23 protein-coding genes and 1 pseudogene are annotated in these 24,800 nt (G+C 70.8%); 8 read left to right on the top strand and 16 right to left on the bottom strand.

Annotated elements, in window-relative coordinates; all coding sequences use genetic code 11:
• Positions 1–42: 42 nt before the first annotated feature.
• The 3 genes from ACFYQ5_RS17765 to ACFYQ5_RS17755 all read left to right on the top strand — a co-directional run bounded on the left by ACFYQ5_RS17765 (position 43) and on the right by ACFYQ5_RS17755 (position 2,625).
• Positions 43–1,179 (top strand): ABC transporter ATP-binding protein, encoded by a 1,137-nt coding sequence (locus ACFYQ5_RS17765; protein WP_389198384.1) that lies wholly within the window; start codon positions 43–45, stop codon positions 1,177–1,179.
• A gap of 276 nt (positions 1,180–1,455) precedes the next feature.
• Complete coding sequence (locus ACFYQ5_RS17760; RefSeq protein WP_389198382.1) at positions 1,456–1,869, top strand: hypothetical protein; 414 nt, start codon at positions 1,456–1,458, stop codon at positions 1,867–1,869.
• Between the two features lie 36 nt (positions 1,870–1,905).
• The gene (locus ACFYQ5_RS17755; RefSeq protein ID WP_389198380.1) at positions 1,906–2,625 is read left to right on the top strand and encodes an NDP-sugar synthase; all 720 of its coding nucleotides are present in this window, start codon (positions 1,906–1,908) and stop codon (positions 2,623–2,625) included.
• 71 nt (positions 2,626–2,696) lie between these two features.
• Here the strand turns inward: ACFYQ5_RS17755 and ACFYQ5_RS17750 are convergent, their stop codons facing one another.
• The 11 genes from ACFYQ5_RS17750 to ACFYQ5_RS17700 all read right to left on the bottom strand — a co-directional run bounded on the left by ACFYQ5_RS17750 (position 2,697) and on the right by ACFYQ5_RS17700 (position 14,851).
• Positions 2,697–4,331 (bottom strand): DoxX family membrane protein, encoded by a 1,635-nt coding sequence (locus tag ACFYQ5_RS17750; protein ID WP_389198378.1) that lies wholly within the window; start codon positions 4,329–4,331, stop codon positions 2,697–2,699.
• Positions 4,332–4,391: 60 nt separating this feature from the next.
• Positions 4,392–4,871, bottom strand: coding sequence for a dTDP-4-dehydrorhamnose 3,5-epimerase family protein (locus ACFYQ5_RS17745; protein WP_389198376.1), 480 nt, complete (start codon positions 4,869–4,871; stop codon positions 4,392–4,394).
• The gene (rlmB, locus tag ACFYQ5_RS17740; protein WP_389198374.1) at positions 4,868–5,824 is read right to left on the bottom strand and encodes a 23S rRNA (guanosine(2251)-2'-O)-methyltransferase RlmB; all 957 of its coding nucleotides are present in this window, start codon (positions 5,822–5,824) and stop codon (positions 4,868–4,870) included. Before rlmB ends, ACFYQ5_RS17745 begins: the two co-directional genes overlap by 4 nt.
• A 106-nt stretch (positions 5,825–5,930) precedes the next feature.
• The gene (gene cysS, locus ACFYQ5_RS17735; protein WP_389198372.1) at positions 5,931–7,331 is read right to left on the bottom strand and encodes a cysteine--tRNA ligase; all 1,401 of its coding nucleotides are present in this window, start codon (positions 7,329–7,331) and stop codon (positions 5,931–5,933) included.
• Between the two features lie 53 nt (positions 7,332–7,384).
• Entirely contained in the window at positions 7,385–8,650 is a 1,266-nt protein-coding gene (locus ACFYQ5_RS17730; protein WP_389198370.1) for an MFS transporter, read from the bottom strand.
• Positions 8,647–10,359 carry an ABC transporter permease subunit gene (locus ACFYQ5_RS17725; RefSeq protein ID WP_389198368.1) on the bottom strand — a complete coding sequence of 571 codons (1,713 nt, stop codon included), beginning with the start codon at positions 10,357–10,359 and terminating at the stop codon, positions 8,647–8,649. Before ACFYQ5_RS17725 ends, ACFYQ5_RS17730 begins: the two co-directional genes overlap by 4 nt.
• A gap of 4 nt (positions 10,360–10,363) precedes the next feature.
• A complete protein-coding gene (locus ACFYQ5_RS17720; RefSeq protein ID WP_389198366.1) occupies positions 10,364–11,890 on the bottom strand; it encodes an ABC transporter substrate-binding protein in 1,527 nt (508 codons plus the stop codon).
• A gap of 30 nt (positions 11,891–11,920) precedes the next feature.
• Complete coding sequence (locus ACFYQ5_RS17715) at positions 11,921–12,499, bottom strand: GNAT family N-acetyltransferase (protein WP_389198733.1); 579 nt, start codon at positions 12,497–12,499, stop codon at positions 11,921–11,923.
• A 167-nt stretch (positions 12,500–12,666) separates the two neighbouring features.
• On the bottom strand, positions 12,667–13,185 hold the full coding sequence (gene ispF, locus ACFYQ5_RS17710; RefSeq protein ID WP_389198364.1) for a 2-C-methyl-D-erythritol 2,4-cyclodiphosphate synthase: 519 nt from the start codon (positions 13,183–13,185) through the stop codon (positions 12,667–12,669).
• Positions 13,175–13,939 carry a 2-C-methyl-D-erythritol 4-phosphate cytidylyltransferase gene (gene ispD, locus ACFYQ5_RS17705; RefSeq protein WP_389198362.1) on the bottom strand — a complete coding sequence of 255 codons (765 nt, stop codon included), beginning with the start codon at positions 13,937–13,939 and terminating at the stop codon, positions 13,175–13,177. Before ispD ends, ispF begins: the two co-directional genes overlap by 11 nt.
• A gap of 429 nt (positions 13,940–14,368) precedes the next feature.
• Positions 14,369–14,851: a CarD family transcriptional regulator gene (locus ACFYQ5_RS17700; protein WP_006380568.1), complete on the bottom strand. Its 483-nt coding sequence runs from the start codon at positions 14,849–14,851 to the stop codon at positions 14,369–14,371.
• 664 nt (positions 14,852–15,515) lie between these two features.
• Between ACFYQ5_RS17700 and ACFYQ5_RS17695 the strand changes: the two genes are divergently transcribed.
• Positions 15,516–16,160, top strand: a complete 645-nt coding sequence (locus tag ACFYQ5_RS17695) for a DUF461 domain-containing protein (protein WP_389198360.1) — start codon at positions 15,516–15,518, stop codon at positions 16,158–16,160.
• 70 nt (positions 16,161–16,230) lie between these two features.
• Here ACFYQ5_RS17695 and ACFYQ5_RS17690 read toward each other — a convergent pair whose 3' ends face one another.
• Both ACFYQ5_RS17690 and ACFYQ5_RS17685 read right to left on the bottom strand, forming a co-directional pair.
• Positions 16,231–16,911 (bottom strand): response regulator transcription factor, encoded by a 681-nt coding sequence (locus tag ACFYQ5_RS17690; RefSeq protein WP_014047499.1) that lies wholly within the window; start codon positions 16,909–16,911, stop codon positions 16,231–16,233.
• A complete protein-coding gene (locus ACFYQ5_RS17685) occupies positions 16,908–18,176 on the bottom strand; it encodes a sensor histidine kinase (protein WP_389198358.1) in 1,269 nt (422 codons plus the stop codon). The genes ACFYQ5_RS17690 and ACFYQ5_RS17685 overlap by 4 nt, the downstream gene beginning before the upstream one ends.
• A 199-nt stretch (positions 18,177–18,375) precedes the next feature.
• Between ACFYQ5_RS17685 and phoU the strand changes: the two genes are divergently transcribed.
• The gene (gene phoU, locus ACFYQ5_RS17680) at positions 18,376–19,053 is read left to right on the top strand and encodes a phosphate signaling complex protein PhoU (protein WP_033248220.1); all 678 of its coding nucleotides are present in this window, start codon (positions 18,376–18,378) and stop codon (positions 19,051–19,053) included.
• Between the two features lie 118 nt (positions 19,054–19,171).
• Positions 19,172–19,312, top strand: a complete 141-nt coding sequence (locus ACFYQ5_RS17675) for a hypothetical protein (RefSeq protein ID WP_389198356.1) — start codon at positions 19,172–19,174, stop codon at positions 19,310–19,312.
• Positions 19,313–19,399: 87 nt separating this feature from the next.
• On the opposite strand, the gene ACFYQ5_RS17670 is transcribed toward ACFYQ5_RS17675, so the two are convergent.
• Entirely contained in the window at positions 19,400–20,689 is a 1,290-nt protein-coding gene (locus ACFYQ5_RS17670; RefSeq protein WP_389198354.1) for an MDR family MFS transporter, read from the bottom strand.
• 250 nt (positions 20,690–20,939) lie between these two features.
• Here ACFYQ5_RS17670 and ACFYQ5_RS17665 point away from each other — a divergent pair, with 250 nt between their 5' ends.
• Entirely contained in the window at positions 20,940–21,701 is a 762-nt protein-coding gene (locus ACFYQ5_RS17665; protein ID WP_014154899.1) for a phosphoglyceromutase, read from the top strand.
• Between the two features lie 835 nt (positions 21,702–22,536).
• On the opposite strand, the gene ACFYQ5_RS17660 is transcribed toward ACFYQ5_RS17665, so the two are convergent.
• Together ACFYQ5_RS17660 and ACFYQ5_RS17655 are read right to left on the bottom strand one after the other, a co-directional pair.
• Positions 22,537–23,787 carry a tyrosine-type recombinase/integrase gene (locus tag ACFYQ5_RS17660; RefSeq protein ID WP_389198351.1) on the bottom strand — a complete coding sequence of 417 codons (1,251 nt, stop codon included), beginning with the start codon at positions 23,785–23,787 and terminating at the stop codon, positions 22,537–22,539.
• Positions 23,787–23,985, bottom strand: a pseudogene (locus ACFYQ5_RS17655) (helix-turn-helix transcriptional regulator). Before ACFYQ5_RS17655 ends, ACFYQ5_RS17660 begins: the two are co-directional and overlap by 1 nt.
• Positions 23,986–24,002: 17 nt before the next feature.
• Between ACFYQ5_RS17655 and ACFYQ5_RS17650 the strand changes: the two are divergent.
• Positions 24,003–24,311: an NUDIX hydrolase gene (locus ACFYQ5_RS17650; protein ID WP_389198349.1), complete on the top strand. Its 309-nt coding sequence runs from the start codon at positions 24,003–24,005 to the stop codon at positions 24,309–24,311.
• Positions 24,312–24,800 lie beyond the last annotated feature (489 nt).

Below are 24,800 nucleotides of genomic sequence, written 5' to 3'. Positions count from 1 at the left end.
GATCGTCCGGCACGTTCCTGCCGGTGGAGGAGAAGAATCGTCATGGCCAGTGTCACGTTCGACAAGGCGTCCCGCGTCTACCCCGGCTCCACGAAGCCGGCTGTGGACCAGCTCGAGATCGACATCGAGGACGGCGAGTTCCTCGTCCTCGTCGGTCCTTCCGGTTGTGGCAAGTCGACCTCCCTGCGCATGCTCGCGGGTCTCGAGGACGTCAACGGCGGTGCGATCCGCATCGGTGACCGCGACGTCACGCACCTGCCCCCGAAGGACCGGGACATCGCCATGGTGTTCCAGAACTACGCGCTCTACCCGCACATGTCCGTCGCGGACAACATGGGCTTCGCGCTGAAGATCGCCGGGATCAACAAGACGGAGATCCGCGCGAAGGTCGAAGAGGCCGCCAAGATGCTGGACCTCACCGACTACCTGGACCGGAAGCCCAAGGCGCTCTCCGGTGGTCAGCGTCAGCGTGTGGCGATGGGCCGCGCCATCGTGCGTGAGCCGCAGGTCTTCCTCATGGACGAGCCGCTGTCGAACCTCGACGCCAAGCTCCGCGTGTCGACGCGTACGCAGATCGCCTCGCTGCAGCGCCGTCTCGGCATCACCACCGTGTACGTCACCCACGACCAGGTCGAGGCCCTCACCATGGGCGACCGCGTCGCAGTCCTCAAGGACGGTCTGCTCCAGCAGGTCGACTCGCCGCGCAACATGTACGACCGCCCGGCGAACCTCTTCGTCGCCGGCTTCATCGGCTCCCCGGCGATGAACCTCATCGAGGTCCCGATCACCGACGGTGGCGTGAAGTTCGGCAACAGCGTCGTCCCGGTCTCCCGTGCGGCGCTCTCCGCCGCCGCCGACCGCGGTGACAGCACCGTCACGGTCGGCATCCGCCCCGAGCACTTCGACATCGTCGAGCACGGCGGCGCCGCCGCGCAGACCCTCAGCAAGGGCTCGGCCGACGCCCCGGCCGGTCTCGCCGTCTCCGTCAACGTCGTCGAGGAGCTCGGCGCCGACGGTTTCGTCTACGGTGCCGCGCAGGTCGGTGGCGAGCACAAGGACCTGGTCGTCCGCGTCGGTGGCCGCGCCGTGCCGGAGAAGGGCACCGAGCTGCACGTCGTGCCGCGCCCGGACGAGCTGCACGTCTTCGCCACGTCGACCGGTGAGCGCCTGACCGCCTGATCCGTCCGACGGCCCGATCCGGCCGACCGCCCGATCCGCCCGACGGCCTGATCCTTACGATCCAGCCGCTACGGCCCCGCGTTCCTCGAGAACGCGGGGCCGTTCGCGTGTCGCGGGGAAGATCGGGTTTCGGAGCCGCCGGACGCCGAATTCCCCGGCACACCACGTCGATTCGCCCCGGCCCGTCAACGCGTAATTCGAAAAGCCCACTCGAACCATCCCTCACAGGGGTGACGAAATGTCGCCAACTCATCACTGCCCGCTACGATCGCCTGCGTGACCCACACCGCGCGCCGAATCGGCCGAACCCTCGCCCTCGTACTGCCCGTCGTCATGGTGCTGTCCGGGACCCTCGCGGTCACCCGTGTGCAGTGGTCGGGGCAGGACACCGAGACCCAGTTGCTGACCGCCGCCTCGGAGACCGTGACCAAGCGGGCGAAGGCCCGGGCTCCCCAGGACGTTCTGCAGGACAAGCTCCTGCTGGAGCTCCGGGAGAAGGACCCGGGGGTCGCGTTGACGAGCCTCCAGCGCACCGTCGAGGGGCGCCCGTCCCTCGCGAAGCACTGCATGTCGATCGCCAAGGCGCTGGGCAAGGCCGCCGTCGACCAGTACGGTCCGACGCGCGCCCACCGCTTCTCCCGTCCGGTCTGCGACACCTCGTTCGCCTCGGGCGTCGCGCAGTTCAGCTGAGCCGGGTGTGTACGGGCACGGCATATCGTGCCTGGCATGCATACGTATCCGACGCAGGCCGTGATCCTGGCGGGTGGTCAGGGCTCGCGGCTGCGCCCCTACACCGATGACCGCCCCAAGCCGATGGTCGAGATCCCGGGGACCGGGACCCCGATCATCGGCCATCAGCTGTCCTGGCTGGCCGCCGAGGGCGTCACCGACGCCGTGATCTCGTGCGGCCATCTTGCCGATGTGCTGCAGGAGTGGCTGGCCTCGGCCGATCTTCCGTTGAGCGTCACCACCGTCGTCGAGACCGAGCCCCTGGGCCGTGGCGGCGGTCTCAAGCATGCCGCGACCCGGCTCCCCGATCCGTCGGAGCCCTGGTACGCGACGAACGGCGACATCTGGACCCGCTTCTCGCTGCGGGAGATGGCCGCCTTCCACGCGGAACGGGACGCCACCGCGACGCTCGCGCTCGCCCGTCCTCGTATCCCGTGGGGCGCCGTGGAGACGGACGCGTTCGGGCACATCACCGACTTCATCGAATCGCCCCCGTCGCCGTATCTGATCAACGCGGGCGTGTACGTCTTCGCCCCCTCGTTCACCACGATGCTGCCGGACCGCGGCGACCACGAGCGGACGACCTTCCCCCGGCTGGCCCGCGAACGCCGGCTGGCCGGGTTTCCGCTGCCGCACGGGGCGTACTGGCGGGCGATCGACACCGCGAAGGACCTCACGGAGGCGGCGAAGGAGCTGGGCTCCTCCGCGGGCGGCTGAGCCTCCCGTACGCACCGCGAGGGCGGTCACCGGATGTCCGGTGACCGCCCTCGCGGTGTGCGGTGCCGGTGTCAGCCGAGCAGGCCGCCGATGGGGTTCTGGCCGGCGCCGCCGGAGGAGCCCCCGTCGGATCCGCCGGAGGAGCCGCCCTCGTCCGCACCGCCGGTCGTACCGCCGGAGCCCGCGGAACCGGACGAGCTGGGGCCCGCGTCACCGGTCGGGGGCTCCTGCGGGGCCGGTTCCAGCGGAGGTGCCTGGCCGGTGCCCTGGGTCTGGCTGGGCTGACCCGCGCTCGCCCCGGCGGTCGGGGTGGAGCCGCCGGTGGAGTCGGAACCCTGGGTGGACTCCTCGGCCGAAGGGGTGCCGGGGGCGCTGGAGGGAGCCGCTTCGGGGGTCCCGCCCGGGGTCCGTGAGGGCTTGCTCCTCCCGCCCTCGGACCTGTCGGGGAGCGGGGAGCCGGGCAGCTGGTTGGTCGGGTAGCTGTCGGGGCCTGGCACGGTGACGACCTCGGTGGAGCGGACGGCTCCGCCGAGCATGGAACCGACCAGCAGGGTCAGACCGACGACGACGGTGGCGACCACGCTGCCGCGGCGCAGTACGCGGCGGCGGAGGTCCCAGATGCCGGAACGCGGGCCGAGCGTGCGCCAGGCCTCCCCTGCGAGACGTCCGTCCAGGGAGTAGACGGGGGCGCCGGCGATGACGAGCGGGCTCCAGGCGGCCAGCAGGATGATGTCGGGGGTGTCGTAGGCGGCGGCGGTGCGCCAGCTGACCGTCACCAGGATGGCGGCGGAGAGCAGGACGCCGAAGGCCGCCGCGACACGCTGCCAGAGCCCGAGGACGGTGAGCACGCCGACGACGACCTGGAGGAAGGCGACGGACAGCCCGGCGGCGACGGGGTGGGAGAGCGCGAAGTCGCGCAGAGGTTCGGCGGCCGTCCAAGGGTGCAGCGAGGTCAGCCACTTGACCATGGAGCCGCGGTCGCCGCCGTCGAAGTAGGCGGGGTCGCAGAGCTTGCCCATCCCCGTGTAGACGGCGAGCAAGCCGAGGATGACGCGCAGGGGGAGGAGGACGACGCCGAGGTTCATCCGGCGGCCGGGATAGTAGGCGTTCCGGACGGTGTCGCCGGCGTGGCGCCGTTCCTTGGCGGAGGTGCGGTCCCGGTCCTCGGTGCCGGGCCGGTCGTCGTAGGTGAGGTCGTACGCGTCGGGGGACTGCGTGTCGACGGTGTCGTAGGCACCGACGGCCTGCCGCATGGGAGGCAGCAGCGGTCCGGTGCGGCCGCCTCCGGGCTGATGGGGCGTCCGGAGTACGGGGTTGGGCTGGGTCTCGTCGAGGCGCGGGATGACCTGGGTGCCGCCGCCCGTGTCGTCGCGGCCCGGGCCGAAGTCGCCGCCGGGGCGGGCGTCGAGGTGGCCGGCGGTGGAGTTCCGTACGGCCTGCAGGAGTCCGGTCGCTCCGGGGTCGCCGGGCTCGGACCTGCCGCTCCAGACGACGGGAGCCCGCCTGCGGCCGCCCGCGCCGCCCATGGCGGGGATCCTGACCGGCCCCGCGGAGCCCATGGGGCGCAGACGGGTGCGCTGACCCGGGGCGAGCTGCACCCGGAAGCTGGCGTGGCTGACGATGACCTGCGCGGGGTCGCTGTCCACCTTCGTCATGCTCAGGGCGGGTTGGTCGTCGAACCGAGGCGTTCTGGTGTCCACACTCATCTAACCGAGTGATGTGTGATTAGGACACTGCCTTGACTCGTCCGAAGTGTCCGAGAACCGTCAACAGCCTTCGGCGCGGGACGAGTCCGCGTGCGCGAGGCGCGCGGAGGGGGACGCCTTGGCCGCTTCGCGAAGGGTGGTGTCGTCCTCCAGCGCCAGGCAGACGCGGCCCGGACCGTCGGCGGGCCGGAGGACGTGCTGGTCGACGGCGGCCGGTCGTACCGCTTCCCGGCGCCCGTCCGAGGACGATCCGGTGCGGATACCGGCTGACGCATCGAGTGCGGCGGCCCGCAGACAGGTGGCGTACGTCGCCTGGCCCGGCGGCACTTCGGCGTAGTGGATTCCGCGTAGCGCGCCTCTCGCTCCTCGCCCGAGGACGTCCTGGCGCGACGGCAAGGCGGCGAGGCGGCGTGGCGGCGAGGAGTGCTTCCTGCCGCCGCCGCCGCCGACGACCCTCGCGCGGCTGCCCGAGGAGGGGCCCGAGGAGGGACCGGCCCCCGGGACCCGGCGGACCGGGCCCCGTGGCCTCCTGGGCGTCACGCCCTGCGGCGTGCCACCTCGTAGAGCACGATGCCCGCGGCGACGCCGGCGTTCAGGGATTCGGCACCGCCCGGCATGGAGATCCGGACCCGGTAGTCGCAGGTCTCGCCGACGAGGCGGCCGAGGCCCTTGCCCTCGCTGCCGATGACGATGACGACGGGGCCCGCCAGGGCCTCCAGGTCCTCGACGGTGTGCTCGCCGTCGGCGGCGAGGCCGACGACCGTGAGGCCGGCCTTCTGGTACCCCTCCAGGGCGCGCGTCAGGTTGGTGACACGGGAGACGGGCGTCCGGGCCGCGGTGCCGGCCGAGGACTTCCAGGCTCCGGCCGTCATACCGGCCGCCCGGCGCTCGGGGACGACGACGCCGTGGCCGCCGAAGGCGGAGACGGAGCGGACGATCGCGCCGAGGTTGCGGGGGTCCGTGACGCCGTCGAGGGCGACGATCAGCGGGTCCTCGTTGTTGTCGTACGCGGCGGCGGTGAGGTCCTCCGGGTGCGCGTACTCGTACGGCGGGACCTGGAGGACGAGGCCCTGGTGGTTCAGGCCGTTCGTCATGCGGTCGAGCTCGGGGCGCGGGGCCTCCATGAGGTGGATGTTGCCGCGCTCGCCGGCGAGCTGGAGTGCCTCGCGGACCCGCTCGTCGTTGTCGATGTACTGCTGGACGTAGAGGGTGGTCGCGGGGACGCCGTCGCGCAGCGCCTCGAAGACCGGGTTACGGCCGACGACCATCTCCGACGTGCCCTTGGCGCCACCCCGGCGCGGGGCGGGGCGCCGGGCGACGGCCTGCTTGGCCTGGGCGTTCGCCACCCGGTTCTTCTTGTGTCCCTTGCGGGCGGCGGCGGGCGGCGTCGGTCCCTTGCCTTCGAGAGCACGGCGTCGGTTACCGCCGCTGCCGACCTGCATGCCCTTCTTGTTGGACGTGCGGCGGTTCCTGCGCTGGCTGTTCCCGGCCATGACCTACCTGTTTCGTTGCTTCAGAAAAACGTCGTCAAGTGAAAGTGTGCCGCCCGGATGGCCGGGCGGCACATTTGCGCTGCTCACGCATGGTGCGTAGGTCCGCTCAGCGCGGTCCGAGGGTCCACCGGGGTCCGCTGGGGCTGTCCTCGATGACGAGGCCGGACTGGTTGAGCTGGTCGCGGATCGCGTCGGCTGCGGGCCAGTCCTTGCGCTCGCGGGCGGACTGGCGCTGGTCGAGGACGAGCCGTACGAGGGTGTCGACCACGCCGTGCAGATCCTCGCCGCGGTCGCTCTCGCCCGCCCAGTGGGGGTCGAGCGGGTCCAGACCGAGGACGCCGAGCATCGCGCGCACCTCGGCGAGGCGGGCGACGGCGGCTTCCTTGTCGTCGGCGGCGAGGGCGGAATTGCCCTGCCGGACGGTGGTGTGGACGATCGCGAGCGCCTGCGGGACGCCGAGGTCGTCGTCCATGGCCTCGGCGAAGGCGGGCGGCACCTCGGCGGCGGGCTCGACCGGTCCCCCGGCCTTCTCCACCACGCGCTGGACGAAGCCCTCGATCCGCGCGAAGGCGGACTCGGCCTCGCGCAGCGCCTCCTCGCTGTACTCGATCATGGACCGGTAGTGCGGGGTGCCGAGGTAGTAGCGCAGGACGATCGGGCGCCAGGCCTTGACCATCTCGCTGACCAGCACGGAGTTGCCGAGGGACTTCGACATCTTCTCGCCGGACATGGTGACCCAGCCGTTGTGCACCCAGTACTTCGCGAAGTCGTCGCCGAAGGCCTTGGCCTGGGCGATCTCGTTCTCGTGGTGCGGGAAGATCAGGTCGAGCCCGCCGCCGTGGATGTCGAAGGCGGAGCCGAGGTACTTGTGCGCCATCGCGGAGCACTCCAGGTGCCAGCCGGGACGGCCGCGGCCCCACGGGGTCTCCCAGCTGGGCTCGCCGGGCTTCGCGGCCTTCCACATGGCGAAGTCGCGCTGGTCACGCTTGCCGGTCTCGCCGTCGCCGGAGGGCTGGCGCAGGTCGTCGAGGTCCTGGTTCGAGAGCTCCAGGTACCCCTCGTACGAGCGGACGTCGAAGTAGACGTTGCCGTCGGCCTCGTAGGCGTGGCCGCGCTCGATGAGACCGCGCATCATCTCGACCATCTCGGTGATGTGGCCGGTGGCGCGCGGTTCGTACGTCGGCGGGAGGCAGCCCAGGACGTCGTAGCCCGCGTTGAAGGCGCGCTCGTTCTCGTAGCCGATGGACCACCAGGGGCGGCCCTGCTCGGCCGACTTCTTGATGATCTTGTCGTCGATGTCGGTGACGTTCCGGACGAACGTCACGTCGTACCCGCGGTGGTCGAACCAGCGGCGCATGATGTCGAAGTTCAGCCCGGACCTGATGTGCCCGATGTGCGGGGAAGCCTGGACAGTCGCGCCACAGAGGTAGATCGAGACACAGCCCGCTGTGAGCGGGACGAAATCACGGATCTGCCGGGCGTCGGTGTCGTACAGGCGAATAGTCACCCCTCAAGGGTAGTGGGCCCGCACCAGTGCACAGCGCACCTGTGGAAAACGTGTCACAACTCGTCGGTAACGGTGGAACCGGGCTTCGGCGCGCGCCGTCCGGCGGACAGGGTCAGGGCGAGTGCGGCACCGGCCAGGGGGACTGCGGCGAGCACCGTCCACAGGACGGGGCCGGGGGTGTCGAGGAGCGTTCCGGTGGCGGCGCTGCCCACGAGGACGGCGAGGCCCGACACGGAGGACAGGGCGCCGGTGGCGAGCCCGAGCCGGTGGTCGTCGACCAGGTCGGGTACGAGTCCCCTGGCGGCCGGGACCAGCAGCATCTGGCCGAGCGTGAGCAGGACGACGAGCACGGCCCCGGGGAGCAGCCCGGCCGGTCCGTCCGGTGCGAGGGGCACAGCGGCGAATCCGGCGGCGACGACGGCGAGCCCCACGACGAGGGCGGTCCGGGGCGCGATACGGCGGGCGGACCAGCGGGTCAGCGGCAGTTGGGCGGCGACGACGAGCAGGGAGGAGAGCGCGAAGAGTCCGCCGAGCGCGCTCTGGGAGCCAGTGGCCCGCTCCACCTCGACCGGCAGGGCGAGGTAGAGCTGGTTGTAGGAGACGAGATAGGTGCTGTACACGAGGCAGAGCACGAGGAAGGGCCGGTTGGCGAAGACCTCGCGGGGAAGGACGGCGCCCGCCCGGGTGGTCCGGACGCGGGGCGGGCGGCGGGGCATGAGGCGGGCGTGCCCGGCGAGTACGCCGACGAAGACCACGGCGCCGGCGAGGCACGCCGTCCGGAATCCGCCGCCCAGGAGCAGCAGCAGGCTGCCGAGCAGGGGGCCGAGGAACGCTCCGGCCTGGCCGGCGGCGGAGAACACGGCCAGCACCTGGGCGCGCGGCTTCCCGGTCTTGGCCTCGTAGGCGACGGCGGCCCTGGCGGTCTCGGATTCGACGGCGGGTGAGAAGAGGGCGGCGGCGAAGCCGATGAGGAGGACGGCGCCGATGACGGTGGGGGTGGAGCCCGCTTGGGCGAGCCAGCAGAATCCGGCTATGCGCAGGACGCAGCCGCTGAGGACGACCGGCCGGGGGCCGTAGCGGTCGGTGAGGGCGCCGCCGACGACGAAGAGACCCTGCTGACTGAAGGTGCGCAGGCCGAGCACGAGTCCGACGAGCCACCCCGCCATGCCGAGCCCGTCGCCGAGGTGGGCGGCGAGGTAGGGCAGGACCGCGTAGAAGCCGGTGTTGAAGGCGAACTGGGTGGTGGTCAGGAGCCGGAGGTAGGGCTTGAGCCCGGAAGCCCCGCTGCCCGCCCGGCCGCTCTCCGGGTACGCCGTCACCCTCGGCTCCTGCCGCGTACGGCCGCCGAGGTCAGCACCGCGAGCGCGCCGAGGGCGGCGAGGGCGGCGGCGGGGGCGAGGACGGCCCAGGGGGCGCGTTCGGCGTAGGGCATGTTCTCCGAGAGCATGCGGCCCCACTCGGGTGCCGGGGCCGGGGTCCCGAGGCCGAGGAAACCGAGGGAGGCGAGCGCCAGCGCGATGGCCGGGATGCGCAGGACCGCGTGGCGTACGACCGGAGGCAGGACGCCCGGCAGGATGTGGCGGCGCAGCCGGTGCCCAGGTCCGGCGCCGAGGGCGCGGGCCACGGTGATGTGCGGGGCGGCGCGTTCCTGGGCGAACAGCGCGGAGGTGTGGGCGGCGAGCGGGGCCCAGGCGACGACGGCGACGGCGACGGCCGCGCCCCGGGCGCCGGGGCCCGCGATCCCCGCGACGACGAGGCCGGCCAGGATCGCGGGCAGGGCGTTGGCCGTCTCGGTGAGGGCACCGGCGCGGGCTGCCCCGGCGAGCAGTCCCAGGAGCAGGGTGACGGCGCCGACGGCAACGGCGGTGAGCACGGTCGTGGCCGCCCCGTGGCCGAGGCGGGCGAGAACGTCGCGCCCCAGGGAGTCGGTGCCCAGCGGATGGGCCGCAGAGGGTGACGCGAGGCGGGCGGCGGCGTCGGCGTACAGGGGGTCGCGCAGCAGGCCGGTGAGGGCGACGGCGACGAGGAGCGCGCCCAGGACCGCTGCCCCGGGGGTCACGGCGCGGCGGGTGGGGAGGGCCGGGGCGACGAGCGGCGGCAGGGCGCCTTCGGTCCGGGCGGGGCCGAGCAGGGCCCTGGAGCCGAGCCGGGCCGCGAGTCCGGCGGCGACGCCCAGGAGGAGCAGGAGCAGCACGCAGGCCTGGAGGACGGGCAGGTCCTGGGCCAGGGCGGCGGCCAGGGCGGTGCCGCCGAGCCCGGGTATGGCGTAGAGGGTCTCGACGGCGACCGCGCCGCCGGTCAGACCGACGGCGACGAGGCCGAGCTGGGGCAGCAGTGCGGGCAGGGAACGGTGCAGGGCGTGGGCCGCGATCCGGCGGGCGGGCATCCCGTGGGCGGTGGCGGCGCGCGCCCAGGGTTCGGCGAACGCGGCGGGCAGCGCGTCGTCCAGCAGCCGCCCGAGCAGAGCGCCGGCGGGGACGCCCATGGCGAGGGCGGGCAGCACCAGCTGGTCGGCCCCGCCCCAGCCGAGGGCGGGGAACCAGCCCAGCTGTACGGCGAGGACGGTGCCCAGGACCGCGGCGAGGAGGAATTCCGGCAGCGCGGCGAGCACGGCCGCGCCGACGCCCGCCCGGGTGGTGACGAGCCGGCGGCGGGCGCCCCTCCGGAGCGTTCCGGCGACGAGGGCGAGCGCCAGGAGGACCGCGACGGCGAGCGAGGCGCCCATGAGGGTGAGGGAAACCCCGAGCGCGGAGGTCACGTCGGGGCCGACCGGCTGTCCGGAGACCCAGGACTCCCCCAGGTCGCCGTGCGGCAGTCCGGACGCCCAGCCGCCGAGGACGTGCAGCGGGCCGCCGTCGAGGCCGGTCTCGGCGCGGATCGCGTCGAGCACGGCCGGTGTGGGCGGACGGTCGGCGTAGCGGGCGTGCAGGATCGTCAGCGCCGGGTCCGTGCGGGTCAGCCAGGGCAGCAGCCCGATGGCGGCGACGACGGCCAGGAGCGCGCCGAGCCGCCCGGCCAGGTACGTCACGCGGTCACCCGACGCGGGTGTCGGCGGTGATGAGGGTGCGTTCCATCGGGTCGAGGGCGACGCCTTCGACGCGCGCGTCGTCGTAGCCCTGGACGAAGCGCTCGTGGACGAGCGGCACGAGGGCGTCGGCGCCGAGGACGGCGGCCTCGACGGTCATCTCGGCACGGTGGCGGGCGTCGGTGCCGGTCAGCGTGGCGGCCTTGTTCACCGCGGCGTCGACACGCTTGTCGCACAGCTGGGAGATGTTGAAGCTGCCGTCGCAGGTGAAGTCGGAGGCGAGGTAGGAGAGCGGGTCGGCGGTGTCCAGCAGGGTGTTGCGCGCCTGGATGAACGCGTCGTACTTCCCGGCGAGCGCGTCGGCCTCCATCTGCGCGTAGTCGCGGACGACCTGCTTGACGGTGAATCCGCGCTTCTCCAGCTGCTGCTGGACGAGCGTCGCGACCTCGGGGAGCTCGGGCCGGTTGGTGTAGGTGGCGAGGACGATCTCCTTCGTCTTCGCCACCTCCCCGCTGCTTGCCGCCGGGGTCCGGCCGGTGGGCGTGGCACGCGCGTCGGCGGCCCAGGGGATGCCGGGGCCGAGGAGTCCCTGCGCGGAGTCGGCGCGGCCCTCGTACACCCCGTCGACCAGGGCCTTGGAGTCGATGGCCTCGCGGGCCGCGGCGCGCATGGCCGGGTCGGCGAAGACTCCGTGCTCGGTGTTGAGCGAGAGGCCGTTGGTGCGGGCGGACGGGAACGCGTGGACGAACGAGTCGCCGAGCAGTGACGCCTGCGAGATCGGGACGTATTCGGCGACGTCGACGGCCTTCGTCCGCAGCGCGTTGGCGCGGGCGGTGCCGTCCGCGGCGAAGGTGACGTCGACACCCGGGGCCTTCGCCTTGTCTCCCCAGTAGTCGGCGTTGCGCTCCAGGGTCGCGGCGACCGCGCCCTTGACGTCGGTCAGGGTGAACGGGCCGGTGGCATGTCCGGCGGGGTTCGCCTTGCCGTTCTCGTAGGCGTCTGCGGAAAGGATCGTGAGGGACGGGTTGGCGAGCCGTTGCGGAAGCAGCGGGTCGGCCTCCTCGGTGACGATCCGTACGGTGTCCGCGCCCCCGCCCTTCACAGCGGTCGCCTTCAGGGTGGTGTCGGAGAGCACCCGGGGCAGCGGGGACGCCTCGGCCGCGGCGGTGAGGGACCGGACGACCGCCTCGGCGTCGACCTTCGCACCGTCCTGGAAGACGGCGTCACGGAGGGTGAACGTCCAGGTGGTGGGGTTGTTCTGCTTCCAGGACGCGGCGAGCGCGGGCTGGGCCGCACCGTTCCTGTCCAGGGTGGTGAGGCCCTCGATGACGGCGAGCCGGCTGAGGGTGACCGCGTCGTCCCCGTACGGGGACATGGCCTGGGCGGGCGGGAAGGCCAGGACGACCCGGAGCCGCTGCGCGTCGCCGGACGCTTCGGAACCGCTCGACGAGGAACACGCGGCGAGCGGGATCAGCAGGGCCGCTGTGGCGGCGATGACCGGCAGCGGGAAGCGGCGGCTTCGGGACTTAGGCATGACGGAGACCCTATATGGAAACGATTATCATCAAATGTTCGGGGCGTTCAGGCCTCGGGGAGCGGGCATCGGCAGCTCGAAGTGGATGACGCTCTGACCGCCGCCCGGCAGTGTGCGTTCGTCGCAGACCTCATGGGCGAGCGACCGCCAGAACGGCTCGGCGCCCGGCACGGCCGGATCGGTGTGCAGATAGAGCGAGGTGTAGCCACCCGCCCGCGCGGCGAAGTCCCCGAGCTCCCGCACGATCGCGCGGGCCAGGCCGTGCCTGCGGTGCTCGGGGCGTACGTAGATCCGGCACAGCTGGGCGGTCGTCCCGGAGGGGAAGCGGTCCGCGACCCACTGCGGATTGGGCGGCGCCTGCGGGCCCCGGTCCCGTACGGCGCCCGTCGCCACGACCTCGTCGCCGCGCACGACGACCAGGAGGGTGCACCGTTCGGGGCGCAGGTAGGAGGTGTCGAGATCGATGATGTCGGCGTGCCAGCGGGGCACGTAGCCGGAGCGCAGGTCGTGGTAGACGGTGTCCAGCATGACGGCCCGGGCCCCGCCGACGTCCTGTGGGGTGGCGGTCCGCAGGACGTACCCCTCCGCACCGGTCGGCGCGTCCGGCATCCTCGTCGCCCCGGCGGTCGCACTCACCACTGACGCTCACCCTCGCTCTCGGCCGTACGGCACATCACTTGCCGCACCAGCGTACGTGCGAGTGATGTGCAATAAGGTGCCGGGGGCTCCCGACGGCCGGTCCGGGTGCCGGCCGCCAGGACGGATCAGCTGCCGCGTCAGCCTTCGGCGCGGTAGACCAGAGCGGTCGCGATGCCCGCGATGCCCTCGCCCCGGCCGGTGAACCCGAGGCCGTCGGAAGTGGCGGCGGACAGCGAGACGGGGGCGCCGACCGCGTCGGACAGCACCTTCTGGGCCTCGTCGCGCCGCTTGCCGATCTTCGGCCGGAGACCGACGACCTGCACGGCGACGTTACCGATCCCGAAACCTTCGGCACGCACGATCCGCGCCGCCTCGGCGAGCAGGGTGACGCCCGACGCGCCCGACCACTCCGGGCGGCCTGTGCCGAAGTGCTGGCCCAGGTCGCCGAGTCCGGCGGCGGAGAACAGGGCGTTGCAGGCGGCGTGCGCCACGACGTCGGCGTCCGAGTGCCCGGCGAGGCCGGGGCCCTCGCCCTCCCACAGCAGCCCGGCGCACCAGAGCTCGCGGCCCTCCTCGAAGGCGTGGATGTCGGTCCCGATGCCGACGAGCGGGATCACGGGAGCCGGGCGCCGCTGCTCCACTGCTTCAGAATCCATCGTTCGCCCTCCTGCGTGCGAGAACGGCCTCCGCCAGGACCAGGTCCAGGGGCCGGGTCACCTTGAACGCTTCTTCGTGCCCGGGTACGACGACGACCGGCGAGCCCAGCCGTTCGACCATGCCCGCGTCGTCGGTCGCGCCCTCGCCGTCGACGGCCACGCTCTCGTGCGCCCGGACCAGCGTGTCCCGGTCGAAGCCCTGTGGCGTCTGCACGGCCCTCAGCCGCGCCCGTACGGGGGTCGAGAGGACCGGCTCCGTGGCGCCCGGCTCACCCGGCTCGACCTCCTTGACGGTGTCGGCGAGGGGAAGCGCGGGAACGACGGCGGGGGCCCCGGCCCGTACGGCTTCGATGACGGCGTCCACGGTGTCGACCGGCACGAGGGGCCGGGCCGCGTCGTGGACGAGGACGATCGAGACGTCGTCCGGCAGGGCGTCGATGCCCAGCTTCACGGACTCCTGGCGGGTCGCCCCGCCGGGGACGACGACGTAGTCGGTGCGCTCGGGCAGCGCGTGACCGTCGATGAGGTTCTTCACCTCGGGCGCGCCGTCCGGGGGCGCGACCACGACGACGAGCGTGACGGCGCGGGACGCCGCCATGGCCCGTACGGCGTGGATGAGCATGGGCGTACCCCCGAGGGCGCGCAGCGCCTTCGGGGTACCGGGGCCGAGCCGGACGCCGCGGCCCGCTGCGGGGATCACCGCTGCGGTGCGGGAAAGGCTCGGTCCATCAGGCGTCGGTGACATCGGTGACATCGGTTGCACTCCGAAGCTTCGGCAGGTTTGTTTCCACGACCGACATGGGTATGGCCTGATCGTGCCCCCGACCGTAGGTTGGGGGAGAGCAGGGCTCTACGCCTTGACCTGACCAGGACCCCTTCCGTGACCCCTGGTCGGCCAAGCCGCAGCGGGGCTCGGCAGAGGTTGCTGAGGGGACGACACCGGGGAACACTCCGGTCGGCTTTCCGGACGGATTCCCTTTCCGGACGATTCCCCTTTCCGGACGGATCAGTTTCGGACGGATCACTTTCGGACCCGTTTCGGATCCGAACATGCCGCAGCGCCCGACGACTCGCCGCACAAACGGCTGGTCAGCGGGCACCGCGGCACATGTACGCAACACCGGATTCAGTTCGCCGGCGTCATCCGGTCACCGGTGTCGCCCGGTCACCGGTGTCGTCCGGTTCAGGACGCGAGAACCTCGTCGAGCAGGGCCTCGGCCTTGTCCTCGTTCGTGTTCTCCGCGAGAGCGAGCTCGCTCACCAGGATCTGGCGGGCCTTGGCGAGCATGCGCTTCTCACCTGCGGAGAGTCCACGCTCGCGCTCGCGACGCCACAGGTCACGCACCACTTCGGCGACCTTGATGACATCGCCGGAGGCGAGCTTCTCGAGATTTGCCTTGTAGCGTCGGGACCAGTTCGTCGGCTCTTCGGCGTACGGCGCGCGCAGCACCTCGAAGACCCGGTCCAGCCCCTCCTGCCCGACTACGTCACGCACACCGACGAACTCCGCATTGTCCGCCGGTACACGAACCGTCAAGTCGCCCTGGGCGACCTTGAGCACCAAGTAGGTCTTGTCCACGCCTTTGATCTGGCGAGTTTCGATAGCCTCGATCAGCGCGGCCCCGTGATGGGGATAGACCACGGTGTCGCCAACCTTGAACGTCATGTGACAGGTACCCCTTCCGTGGCTATCCAGAGTAACACGAGAACGGCTTCTCCTGAATGGCGTTTTCGCAGGTCAGGGCACATCTCGGGGCTTGACAACTGCGACAGGAACGTGCTGCGGGAGCCTTCCGGAAGGCGATATTCGCAGGTCGGAGCGGGCGTGCGGGCACACCGAAACACAGGCGTCACAGACGCCGGAAGCCCTCCAGAAGGGGCCGAACGTCCCGTTTTGCCGGGTTCCCGATGGTGAACTTTCCGTACTCCGTTCGGCCCTCGATCACCCGTACGGCCCTTAGCGTCGGTGGTCATTGAAATTGATCAACGGCGTGGAGCCGGGAGCATTATGCGCGGGAAATGCGCCACCGCCCGGAAATCGATCATCAGCCGCTCAACGGACCGGTCACCCGCGTTTTGTGAACACGGTGCGAATCATCACGACCGGGCGGATGGCCGCGCCCCGGCCGGAAGATGTCCGCACCCCCGGCCGGCGGTGCCGGTTCGCAGCCCGGGTCGTCCGTGGGGCGGGTCGGGTGCGGGCCCGGGACGGCGGCTCGGTAACCTGAGCCCCGCTGACACACACTTAGGGCGGCTTCACGGCCGCTCGGGCCTTCCTGTCCGCAGAGTCCGAAGTCCGCAGTCCGAACGTTCAAGGAGTTGCCGCCGCCGTGAGCCGCAGCCTTCGACACGGCGCCTTCGCCGCCACTGCCCTCGTGTTCTCGATCGGCGCGCTGTCCGCGTGCGGTGCCGGCAACGACGCGCAGACGCTTCAGGTCAGGCCGGACAACGCAGCCACCGCTGTCGACTCCATCAAGATCCAGAACCTGAACATCATCACCCAGCCCGAGGCGGACGCCGAGGGGCCGGCGGTCATCGCCGCCACCCTGTTCAACGACGGCACCAAGCAGGAGGTCGTGGAGAAGATCACCCTGCCGGGCACCGACGCCACGGTGAAGCTGCAGGCCGCCGAGGGCAAGGGACCGCTCGTGGTCCCGGCCGGCGGACGGGTCGTCATCGGCGGGAAGAACAACGCCTCGGCCGTGATCGACAACGGCCGCCAGGCGGGGCGCGGCGGCAACGTGCAGACCGTCGCCTTCGCGTTCAGCGAGACGGGCGACATCGAGCTCGGCGCCGCGATCGTCCCGGCCACCGGCTTCTTCAAGGACTTCGGCCCGAGCACACTGCCGTCGGCGAAGCCCTCGGCCACTCCCTCGGGCTCCGCTTCCGGGACGCCGGACGAACAGTCGGAGAGCCCCGCGGGCACCCCGGCCGACTCGGCCGCGCCGGCGGACGACGCAGCCGCCACCCACTGATCGCGCGCGTGGGGGTGTCTCCGGCGGAGACACCCCCACGTAGCCCGCAGCCCTCGCTCTACGGCTCGGTTTACGGCTCGAACTTGTAGCCCAGGCCCCGCACCGTCACGAGGTAACGCGGCGCACCGGGGTCGGGCTCGATCTTGGCGCGGAGCCGCTTGACGTGGACGTCCAGGGTCTTGGTGTCGCCCACGTAGTCCGCACCCCAGACCCGGTCGATCAGCTGCATGCGCGTCAGTACGCGCCCCGCGTTGCGCAGGAGCATCTCGAGCAGGTCGAACTCCTTCAGCGGGAGATCGACCTTGCCGCCGGAGACCGTGACGACGTGGCGGTCCACGTCCATCCGGACCGGTCCGGCCTCCAGGGCCGCCGGAGTGACCTCCTCGGGCTCTCCACGGCGGCGCAGGACCGCGCGGATGCGGGCCACCAGCTCCCGCGAGGAGAAGGGCTTGGTCACGTAGTCGTCGGCCCCTATTTCCAGGCCCACGACCTTGTCGATCTCGCTGTCCTTGGCGGTGACCATGATCACCGGGACGTTGGACCGGACACGCAGCTGCCGGCAGACCTCCGTACCGGGCAGGCCCGGCAGCATCAGGTCGAGCAGCACGAGGTCGGCGCCGTTGCGCTCGAACTCGTCGAGGCCGTCCGGGCCGGTGGCCGCGATGGCCACCTCGAAACCTTCCTTGCGGAGCATGTAGGACAGGGCGTCGCTGAAGGATTCCTCATCCTCGACGACAAGCACTCGGGTCACGGAAGAGCCTCCGGGGCAGGAAATGGTTCATAGGAATCGGTCTCGTACGGCCCGTCGTCGTCAACAGCACCGTTGACGACGAGGGGTCCGCCGGTGGTACGACCCCGTACGACGCCCGACTCGGGCAGTCGCAGGGTGAACGTGGAGCCCTGTCCCTCCGAGCTCCATACGGTGACCTCCCCGCCGTGCGAGGCGGCCACGTGCTTGACGATGGCGAGGCCGAGACCGGTGCCACCGGTGGCCCGTGAGCGGGCCGGGTCGACGCGGTAGAACCGCTCGAAGACGCGCTCGCGGTCCTTCTCGGAGATGCCGATGCCCTGGTCGGTCACGGCTATCTCGATCAGATCCCCGCCGGGCACGGCCATCTTCCGTGCGGCGATACCGACGCGGGTGCGGGCGGGGCTGTAGTTGACGGCATTCTCCACGAGATTGCCGAGGGCTGCCGCGAGCTGGCTCCGGTTTCCCCAGACGAACAGGTCCGCGGTGCCGCCCGAGGCCATGGTGATCTGCTTCGTGCCGGCCTGCTGGCGGCACCGGTCGATGGCCTCGACGACGAGCTCCTCCACCCGTACGGGCTCGGCGTCCTCCAGCGGGTCGTCGTTCTGCACCCGGGAGAGGTCGATGAGCTCCTGCACGAGGTTGGTCAGCCGGGTCGCCTCGATCTCCATGCGCCCGGCGAACCGCTGCACCGCCTCCGGGTCGTCGGAGGCGCCCATGACGGCCTCGGAGAGCAGCGACAGCGCTCCCGTGGGGGTCTTCAGCTCATGGCTGACGTTGGCGACGAAGTCGCGTCGCACCGCTTCTATGCGGCGGGCCTCCGTGAGGTCCTCGACCAGCAGCAGCACCAGGCGTGAGCCCAGCGGCGCGACCCTGGCCGAGACCGCGAGCGCCTCGCCCCTGCCCGTGCCGCGACGCGGGAGGTCCAGCTCCACCTGCCGTATCTCACCGTCCCGCCGGGTGTCCCTGGCCATGTGCAGCATCGGATCGACCGCCAGGCGCCCGCCCCTCACCAGGCCCAGCGCATACGCGGCCGAGCTGGCCTTGACGACGCTGTCGCTCTCGTCGAGCACGACGGCGGACGAGCTGAGCACGGAGAGGACCGTGTCCACCCCCGGGGGAAGCGCGGCGTTGCCGTCGGGGCGCAGGGACGTACGCGTGGGTCGCCTCTGCTCGCGTTCGCTCCAGCGGAACGCCAGCATGGCGATCACACCGGTACACACCCCGGCGATCGCAGCAGCTGCGGCGACTGCCGCGTTCACGTCCATGCCTCAAGGTTATGCGGGTGCGCCGACACTCTCCCAGCCATCCGGGTGCCATCTCGAACACTCGTCGCCCAGAGTTCACTGAGGGGATAGTGACGGTTCACTTAGGCGGCCGGAACCCGACGCGTTGGCCCCGCACCGTGGCAGCGTGGGGGTCGGCCCCAAGACCCCGGCCTCAGCAAGGATCTGGAGAGGGACTTCCATGCGCGACGCTTATCACGAGGAACTCGATTCGATCGGCGAAGGCCTGGTCGAGATGGCCCGGCTCGTCGGCTCGGCGATCGGACGGGCGACGACGTCCATGCTCGACGCCGATCTCAAGCTCGCCGAGAGCGTGATCGCCGCGGACCAGAAGGTCGACGACCTGCAGCACGACCTGGAGGCCCGCGCCATCGCACTGCTGGCCCGCCAGCAGCCGGTCGCCACCGATCTGCGGATCGTGGTCACCTCGCTGCGGATGAGCGCCGACCTGGAGCGCTCGGGCGACCTCGCCCAGCACGTCGCCAAGCTGGCGCGGCTGCGCTTCCCCCAGTCGGCGGTGCCGCACGACCTGCACGCCACCATCCTGGAGATGGGGCAGCTCGCCCAGCGGCTCATGGCGAAGGCCGCCGAGGTGATCATCACGAAGGACGTCGACCTCGCGCTCCAGCTGGAGCAGGACGACGACGAGATGGACCTGCTGCACCGCACGCTGTTCCAGCACCTGATGGACGACCGCTGGAAGCACGGCATCGAGACGGCCGTCGACGTGACGCTGCTCGGCCGCTACTACGAGCGCTTCGCCGACCACGCCGTGTCGGTCGCCAAGCGTGTCGTCTACCTGGTCACGGGTGAGCACGCGGACGAGATCCAGGCGGCGGCCCCGGTGGAGGGGGCGTAGGGGGGGCGCGGCGGTCACGGCGGCCGTACTTCTGTTCCCACGCTCGTGCGCCGTTGATGCGCCCTCGGGGCTGGGCATGCAACGGGGGCGACTCTGTCCTATGCCCTGAGGAGGGACCATGGCCGATTCCCCCGTGACCGAACCCCAGCAGGAGACCCCGACCGACGTGGTGCATCTGCCCCTGCTGGGAGCCTGCGGCTGCGGCTCGGGCTGCGGGTGCGGCTGCCAGTCCGGCGCGCCGTGCCAGTGCGGTGGCTGAGCCCGCGCCGGGCTGAGTAGGGCCCGGCACCTGGGGCGCCCCGCAGCGGACGCGTGTCCGTCGCGGGGCGCCACTGCCGCGTGCGCCTCAGAGCGCCGGCTCGGCCTCGGCCCGCCCGGCGGCCTCGGCGGGCGCGGGGGACGCGGCCGCCGCGGTGACGGCCGGGTCCGGAAGGCTCAGGTTGCGCATCAGCAGCCAGTACCCGAACGCCGCCACCGTGCCCAGCACCGCGCAGGTACCCCACAGCCACGCGGCGCCGTAGTGGTCGATCACGAAGCCGGACATCAGCGGGGCGACGAGCGCCGCCACCGACCAGGACATCGTGTACACGCCCTGGTAGCGGCCGCGGCCGTGGGCCGGGGACAACTGCACGACGATGCCCGTCTGCGTCGGCGCGTTGACGATCTCGGCCAGGGTCCAGACACACACCGTCAGCGCGTACACCCCGACCGATCCCGCGAAGGCGGTCAGTCCGAAGCCGTAGCCCGCGAGCAGGGACGAGAGGATCAGCAGCCGGCGCGGGTCGCGATGCTGGATGAACCTGGTGACGGGGATCTGCAGGGCCACGATCAGCACACCGTTGACCGCGATGGCCGTGCCGAAGTCGGAGCTGGACAGGCCGTCCGTGCCCATGGCCACCGGCAGGCCCACATACCCCTGCTGGAAGATCAGCGCGACCACGAACGACAGTCCGACGACACCCATGTAGCGCCCGTCGCGCAGGACGGTGCTGAGCCGCACGTCGTCCGGCGCGGGGGCCCCGACGGCCCGGGTCTCCTCCTTCGGCCGGGACTCCGGCACCTTGAGGAAGACGACGACGGCGCAGAGCAGGGTCAGGGCGGCCTCGCCCATGAAGCCGGCCAGGTAGCTGTGCTCGGCGATGAATCCCGCCCCGGCCGACGAGAGGGCGAACCCCAGGTTGATGGCCCAGTAGTTGAGCGAGAAGGCCCGCACCCGGTCCTCGGGCCGGACGATGTCGGCCACCATCGCCTGCACCGCCGGCCGGGACGCGTTGCTGGCCATCCCCACCACGAAGGCCACGCCCGCGATCGCCACCGGATGCACCATGAAGCCGAGCACGGCCACGGACACGGCGGTCGAGAGCTGCGCGATCAGCATGGTCGGACGGCGCCCCAGCCGGTCCGTCATCACTCCGGCACCCAGCGACGACACGACGCCGCCGAGCCCGTGGAGGGCGGCGACGAGACCGGCGTACGAGGCCGAGTAACCCCGGTCCAGGGTCAGATAGAGCGCCATGAACGTGGCGACGAACGCCCCCAGACGGTTGACCAGAGTGCTGGTCCACAGCCACCAGAACTCCCTGGGGAGGCCGGCGACCGTCTCGTGTGCCGCCTTTCTGAGACCGGCGACAGACATAGGACTTCCCCCCGAGGACGTACGCGTACGGATTGGGCGCGGGCCTGTGTAAGCGGCCCGACAGCTGTCCGAACATTACGAACGGGGGTCCCCGGCCGCCACTCAATTGACGCCGCCCGTCAATCGTCGGGCCCGGGCGCCCCGCCCCGCCCGGCCCTTTCCCCGCCCCGTCCTCCTCCCCGCGACCTCCCTGAGTCCGCCCTTCGACCGAGCGCGCGGAGGCCGCACGGCTTCGATTACGCTCGGGCCCATGGCCGACGCACCGTACAAGCTGATCCTCCTCCGCCACGGCGAGAGCGAATGGAACGCGAAGAACCTGTTCACCGGTTGGGTGGACGTAGACCTCACCGACAAGGGCGAGAAGGAGGCGGTCCGCGGCGGTGAGCTGCTCAAGGACGCCGGCCTGCTCCCCGACGTCGTACACACCTCCCTCCAGAAGCGCGCGATCCGCACCGCCCAGCTCGGGCTGGAAGCCGCGGACCGCCACTGGATCCCCGTGCACCGCTCCTGGCGGCTGAACGAGCGCCACTACGGCGCCCTCCAGGGCAAGGACAAGGCCCAGACCCTCGCCGAGTTCGGCGAGGAGCAGTTCATGCTCTGGCGCCGTTCGTACGACACCCCGCCGCCCGCGCTCGAGGACGGCACCGAGTTCTCGCAAAGCGCCGACCCGCGCTACGCGACGATCCCGCCGGAGCTGCGCCCGCGCACGGAGTGCCTCAAGGACGTCGTCATCCGCATGCTGCCGTACTGGTACGACGGCATCGTCCCGGACCTCCTCGACGGCAAGACCGTCCTGGTCGCCGCCCACGGCAACAGCCTGCGCGGTCTGGTGAAGCACCTGGACGGCATCTCCGACGACGCCATCTCGGGCCTCAACATCCCGACCGGCATCCCGCTCGCCTACGAGCTGGACGCCGACTTCCGCCCCCTGAAGCCGGGCGGCACCTACCTCGACCCGGACGCGGCGAAGGCCGCGATCGAGGCCGTGAAGAACCAGGGCAAGAAGAAGTAAGCAGGTCTGACGAAGCCCCCTACCAGCGGGTTCTCCACTGGCAGGGGGCTTCCAGTCTTGTGTGGGCCGTCTAGGGGCCGTCAGTCGATCTGGCCTGGTAGTTGAGAGGTGCTTGAGGCGGTGTGCATGGCGGGCACTTCCCTCGAACGTGCCGTAGGTATGCCGCGCACCGCCGTATGTGACTGGCTCCTTGGGCAAGCGTTGACGCATCAGGGTGCGTGCGGCAGTCCTCCCATGGGCCCACGCGGCATGCGGGGCAGGGCACTCTGCGGACTATCCCATCCTCGTGCCAATCGAAGAAGTCGGGAACGTCCCCGTCCCAGGAGTGCTTCAGAGCAGCCCAATGCCACAGGGCGTGGTCCTCATCATGATCAACATTAAGCAGGTCATGTCCCGCCCACGTCTGTTTGAAGATCTCGTCCCTCTCGGCAATAAAGAGTTTCCCTCCAAAGCCGTAGGTCAGGGCACCCATGAGCGGATCTTTCCCTAGGTCTGCTATCCAGCGTCCCACCGGCGAACGGAGGGCTCGACGGTGCTCTGCCAACCGAGACATCGGGTTTCGTGTCGTCACGCCCACGTACCGAAGTTCGTAGCTATGCGGGTCCCAAAGCCCGTACACAACGCCAATACGCGTTTCGACAGTGAACCGACGCATAGCTTGCCGCAGGCGTTCGGCAGGATCTCCACTGTCATCCGTCTCGTCGCGTGCGTAGCCACTTCGTACCCAAGCGGAGTAAACCGAAGCGGCATCAGCAAGATCATCCGCGAGCTCAGCATGGTCCACTCTCTTCCTTGTCACGCTTGGAAACTATCGCCTGCCTCTGACAGGGATCACTCACAAGTCCGTTGATGCCAAGGCTGGTAGTGCGTTGAAAACGCTGGCGACAGCCTTCCCGGTTCGCTCGCGGCTGGATGGCATCAGATGCGCGTAAACACGGAGTGTCAGACCAGGGTCCGAGTGGCCCAGGTACTCGGCGAGGGCCTTGATGTTCTCCCCGGCGTCCAGGAGCACCGAGGCGTAGAAGTGGCGGAGGGCGTGCATGCCGTTCTCGCGAGACTCGGCGTACGGCCGCCCCTGTTCGGGCACGGGGATGACGCCCGCCGCAGCCAGCGCCGGCTTCCACGCCTCCTCGTTTAGCGAGGTTCGCCAGACGTGCCCACCGCGCGGTGCCGTGAAGATCAGTCGCTTGGTCACCAGTGGTCCGCCCGCGACCTTCCACGGCAACGTGATCTCGACCGGCGGGAACTGCTTCATGTGTGCCCGCAGCGCGTCAGCGACAGGGCCGGGAAGCGGCACATCCCGCAGCTTGCCGCCTTTGGGCGGAGCGAAGACCGGCTTGCTGCGGCTCAGCTTGAGCTGCTGGACGACGTGCAACGTGTCCGACCGGAAGTCGATCGCGTCCACCGCGACACCCAGGATCTCGCCTTGCCGCAGGCCGCAACCGCCGCCGAGGTCGACCATTGCCTGATACCGCTCCGGCATGCCCGCGCGCACAGCGAAGAGCCGATCCGTCGTCCAAGGCGCCACGCGCTTCGTGTCCACGGTCGGCGGCCGTACCGAGCGGGCAGCGCAAGGGTTCCGAGGAAGGTGCCCGTCGTCCACTGCCGCACTCAGAGCCGCCCGCACGTTGGAGTAGATCGTCCGGGCGTACGAGCCACGCACACCGTTCGCTTGGAGTTGCTGCACCCAGTCGCGGATGTGCGCCGGCTGGAACGAACCAAGCGGACGCGTGCCGAGGTACGGGAAGGCGTGCAGCCGGAGCTGCGACTCCATCGAAGCTTGAGTGTTGGGGTCCGCCCCTTGCGTGGACACCCAGCCCTCCGCGTACTGCTGGAAGGTGGTCCGGGCGGCGCGAGGATCGATGTACTGACCCCGCGCCATGTCCGCTTCGGTATGGGCCAGCCACTGATCAGCGAGCCGCTTCTGTCGGTCTGGGAAGCTCTTCGACTTCTCCGTGCCGTCCGGCCCGACGTAGCGCGCGCGGTAGCGGGACCCCACTCCGTAGCGATCCGACTTCACCTTGCGCGGCTTACCGTCAGGGCCGGTAACAGTCACGAACCAGCGGTCCTGAATGTGTCCGGCCATCAGGCAGCCGCCTCGCTCCGGCGGGCGTCGACCCAGGCCCGTACGTCGTCGGGGTCGAAGCGGAGATGTCGACCGACACGGAAGCCGCGGGGGCCGGTCCGCTTCCGGCGCCACTGGCAGACTCTCGACGCTGGGCAGCTCGAACATCTCGACCAGGTTGTCAGGCGTCAGGTAGCGGCTCGGCAGAGAAAGCGCCATCAACGCCGCTTCACTTCGTGTCCGTAGCCGGAGTGGACGCACGCAAGGACGGGCTGGAGGAGACCGGCATCCACGCCGAGGTGGACGAGCTCACCGGGGTCTACAAGAACACCACGCGCGGCATCGTCGCCCTAGTCTTCCGGTGCAAGCCCGCCGGCGGAAGCGAGCGAACGTCCAGCGAATCGACTGCGGTCGGATGGCTCACGCCGGATGAGGTCACCGATTGGATGTCCGAGGTCTACGCGGTCCGGATGCTGGGCGCACTCGACGGGAACGGGCCACACGTGCGGAGCCATGACGGCAAGCACCTGACGTCGGTGCGTTAGAGTTTTCCCTACCTCATCAAGACTGGCGCACGGCGCGGCGCGCGCCGCCTCGGCGGCGCGCTACGTGCTGCGGGCATGAAGTGGGAGACACCCTCTGGGGCTGGGGCGGTCGGCTCCACGGCTTTAGCCACCTCCCCGGTTCGGGTCTCGCGTCGAGCAAGACCAGGTGGCCACTCGTTCAAATTCCGGGCAAGATCACAGCCTGCCCGAGTTGTCGGCGAGCGCACGGCCCCCTGATAATGCTCGACCCCAAACCGGGCAGGACACCGACCAAACCCACTCCGCCGACTACTCGCCAAAGTGCGGGCGAACATTCGAATGGTGCGTAGCAGATCGGCTACGCACCATTGTCCCGACTCCGCCGCGACGTTAAAGAGGCTTCATTGCATTCCCCCAGTAGCAAGTTCCCCGGTCAGTGACTTGAATAGTTCAATGTCAGAATTGCCACCACGGGGTGCGGGTCTCCGTCGACACCCGTGATGAATTCGT

The sequence above is a fragment of the Streptomyces sp. NPDC005794 genome (assembly GCF_042871445.1).
GTDB lineage: Bacteria > Actinomycetota > Actinomycetes > Streptomycetales > Streptomycetaceae > Streptomyces.
Note: the sequence above shows the minus strand (reverse complement) of the source record. Positions and strands in the feature narration are given on the sequence as shown.

Bases quoted from the DNA above. Each gene is read 5' to 3' on its own strand.
- ACFYQ5_RS17765 (WP_389198384.1), top strand. From the start codon at position 43: ATGGCCAGTGTCACGTTCGACAAGGCGTCCCGCGTCTACCCCGGCTCC.
- ACFYQ5_RS17755 (WP_389198380.1), top strand. From the start codon at position 1,906: ATGCATACGTATCCGACGCAGGCCGTGATCCTGGCGGGTGGTCAGGGC.
- ACFYQ5_RS17750 (WP_389198378.1), bottom strand. From the start codon at position 4,331: ATGAGTGTGGACACCAGAACGCCTCGGTTCGACGACCAACCCGCCCTG.
- rlmB (WP_389198374.1), bottom strand. From the start codon at position 5,824: ATGGCCGGGAACAGCCAGCGCAGGAACCGCCGCACGTCCAACAAGAAG.
- ACFYQ5_RS17720 (WP_389198366.1), bottom strand. From the start codon at position 11,890: ATGCCTAAGTCCCGAAGCCGCCGCTTCCCGCTGCCGGTCATCGCCGCC.
- ACFYQ5_RS17715 (WP_389198733.1), bottom strand. From the start codon at position 12,499: ATGCCGGACGCGCCGACCGGTGCGGAGGGGTACGTCCTGCGGACCGCC.
- ispF (WP_389198364.1), bottom strand. From the start codon at position 13,185: ATGGATTCTGAAGCAGTGGAGCAGCGGCGCCCGGCTCCCGTGATCCCG.
- ispD (WP_389198362.1), bottom strand. From the start codon at position 13,939: ATGTCACCGATGTCACCGACGCCTGATGGACCGAGCCTTTCCCGCACC.
- ACFYQ5_RS17700 (WP_006380568.1), bottom strand. From the start codon at position 14,851: ATGACGTTCAAGGTTGGCGACACCGTGGTCTATCCCCATCACGGGGCC.
- ACFYQ5_RS17685 (WP_389198358.1), bottom strand. From the start codon at position 18,176: ATGGACGTGAACGCGGCAGTCGCCGCAGCTGCTGCGATCGCCGGGGTG.
- phoU (WP_033248220.1), top strand. From the start codon at position 18,376: ATGCGCGACGCTTATCACGAGGAACTCGATTCGATCGGCGAAGGCCTG.
- ACFYQ5_RS17675 (WP_389198356.1), top strand. From the start codon at position 19,172: ATGGCCGATTCCCCCGTGACCGAACCCCAGCAGGAGACCCCGACCGAC.
- ACFYQ5_RS17670 (WP_389198354.1), bottom strand. From the start codon at position 20,689: ATGTCTGTCGCCGGTCTCAGAAAGGCGGCACACGAGACGGTCGCCGGC.
- ACFYQ5_RS17665 (WP_014154899.1), top strand. From the start codon at position 20,940: ATGGCCGACGCACCGTACAAGCTGATCCTCCTCCGCCACGGCGAGAGC.
- ACFYQ5_RS17660 (WP_389198351.1), bottom strand. From the start codon at position 23,787: ATGGCCGGACACATTCAGGACCGCTGGTTCGTGACTGTTACCGGCCCT.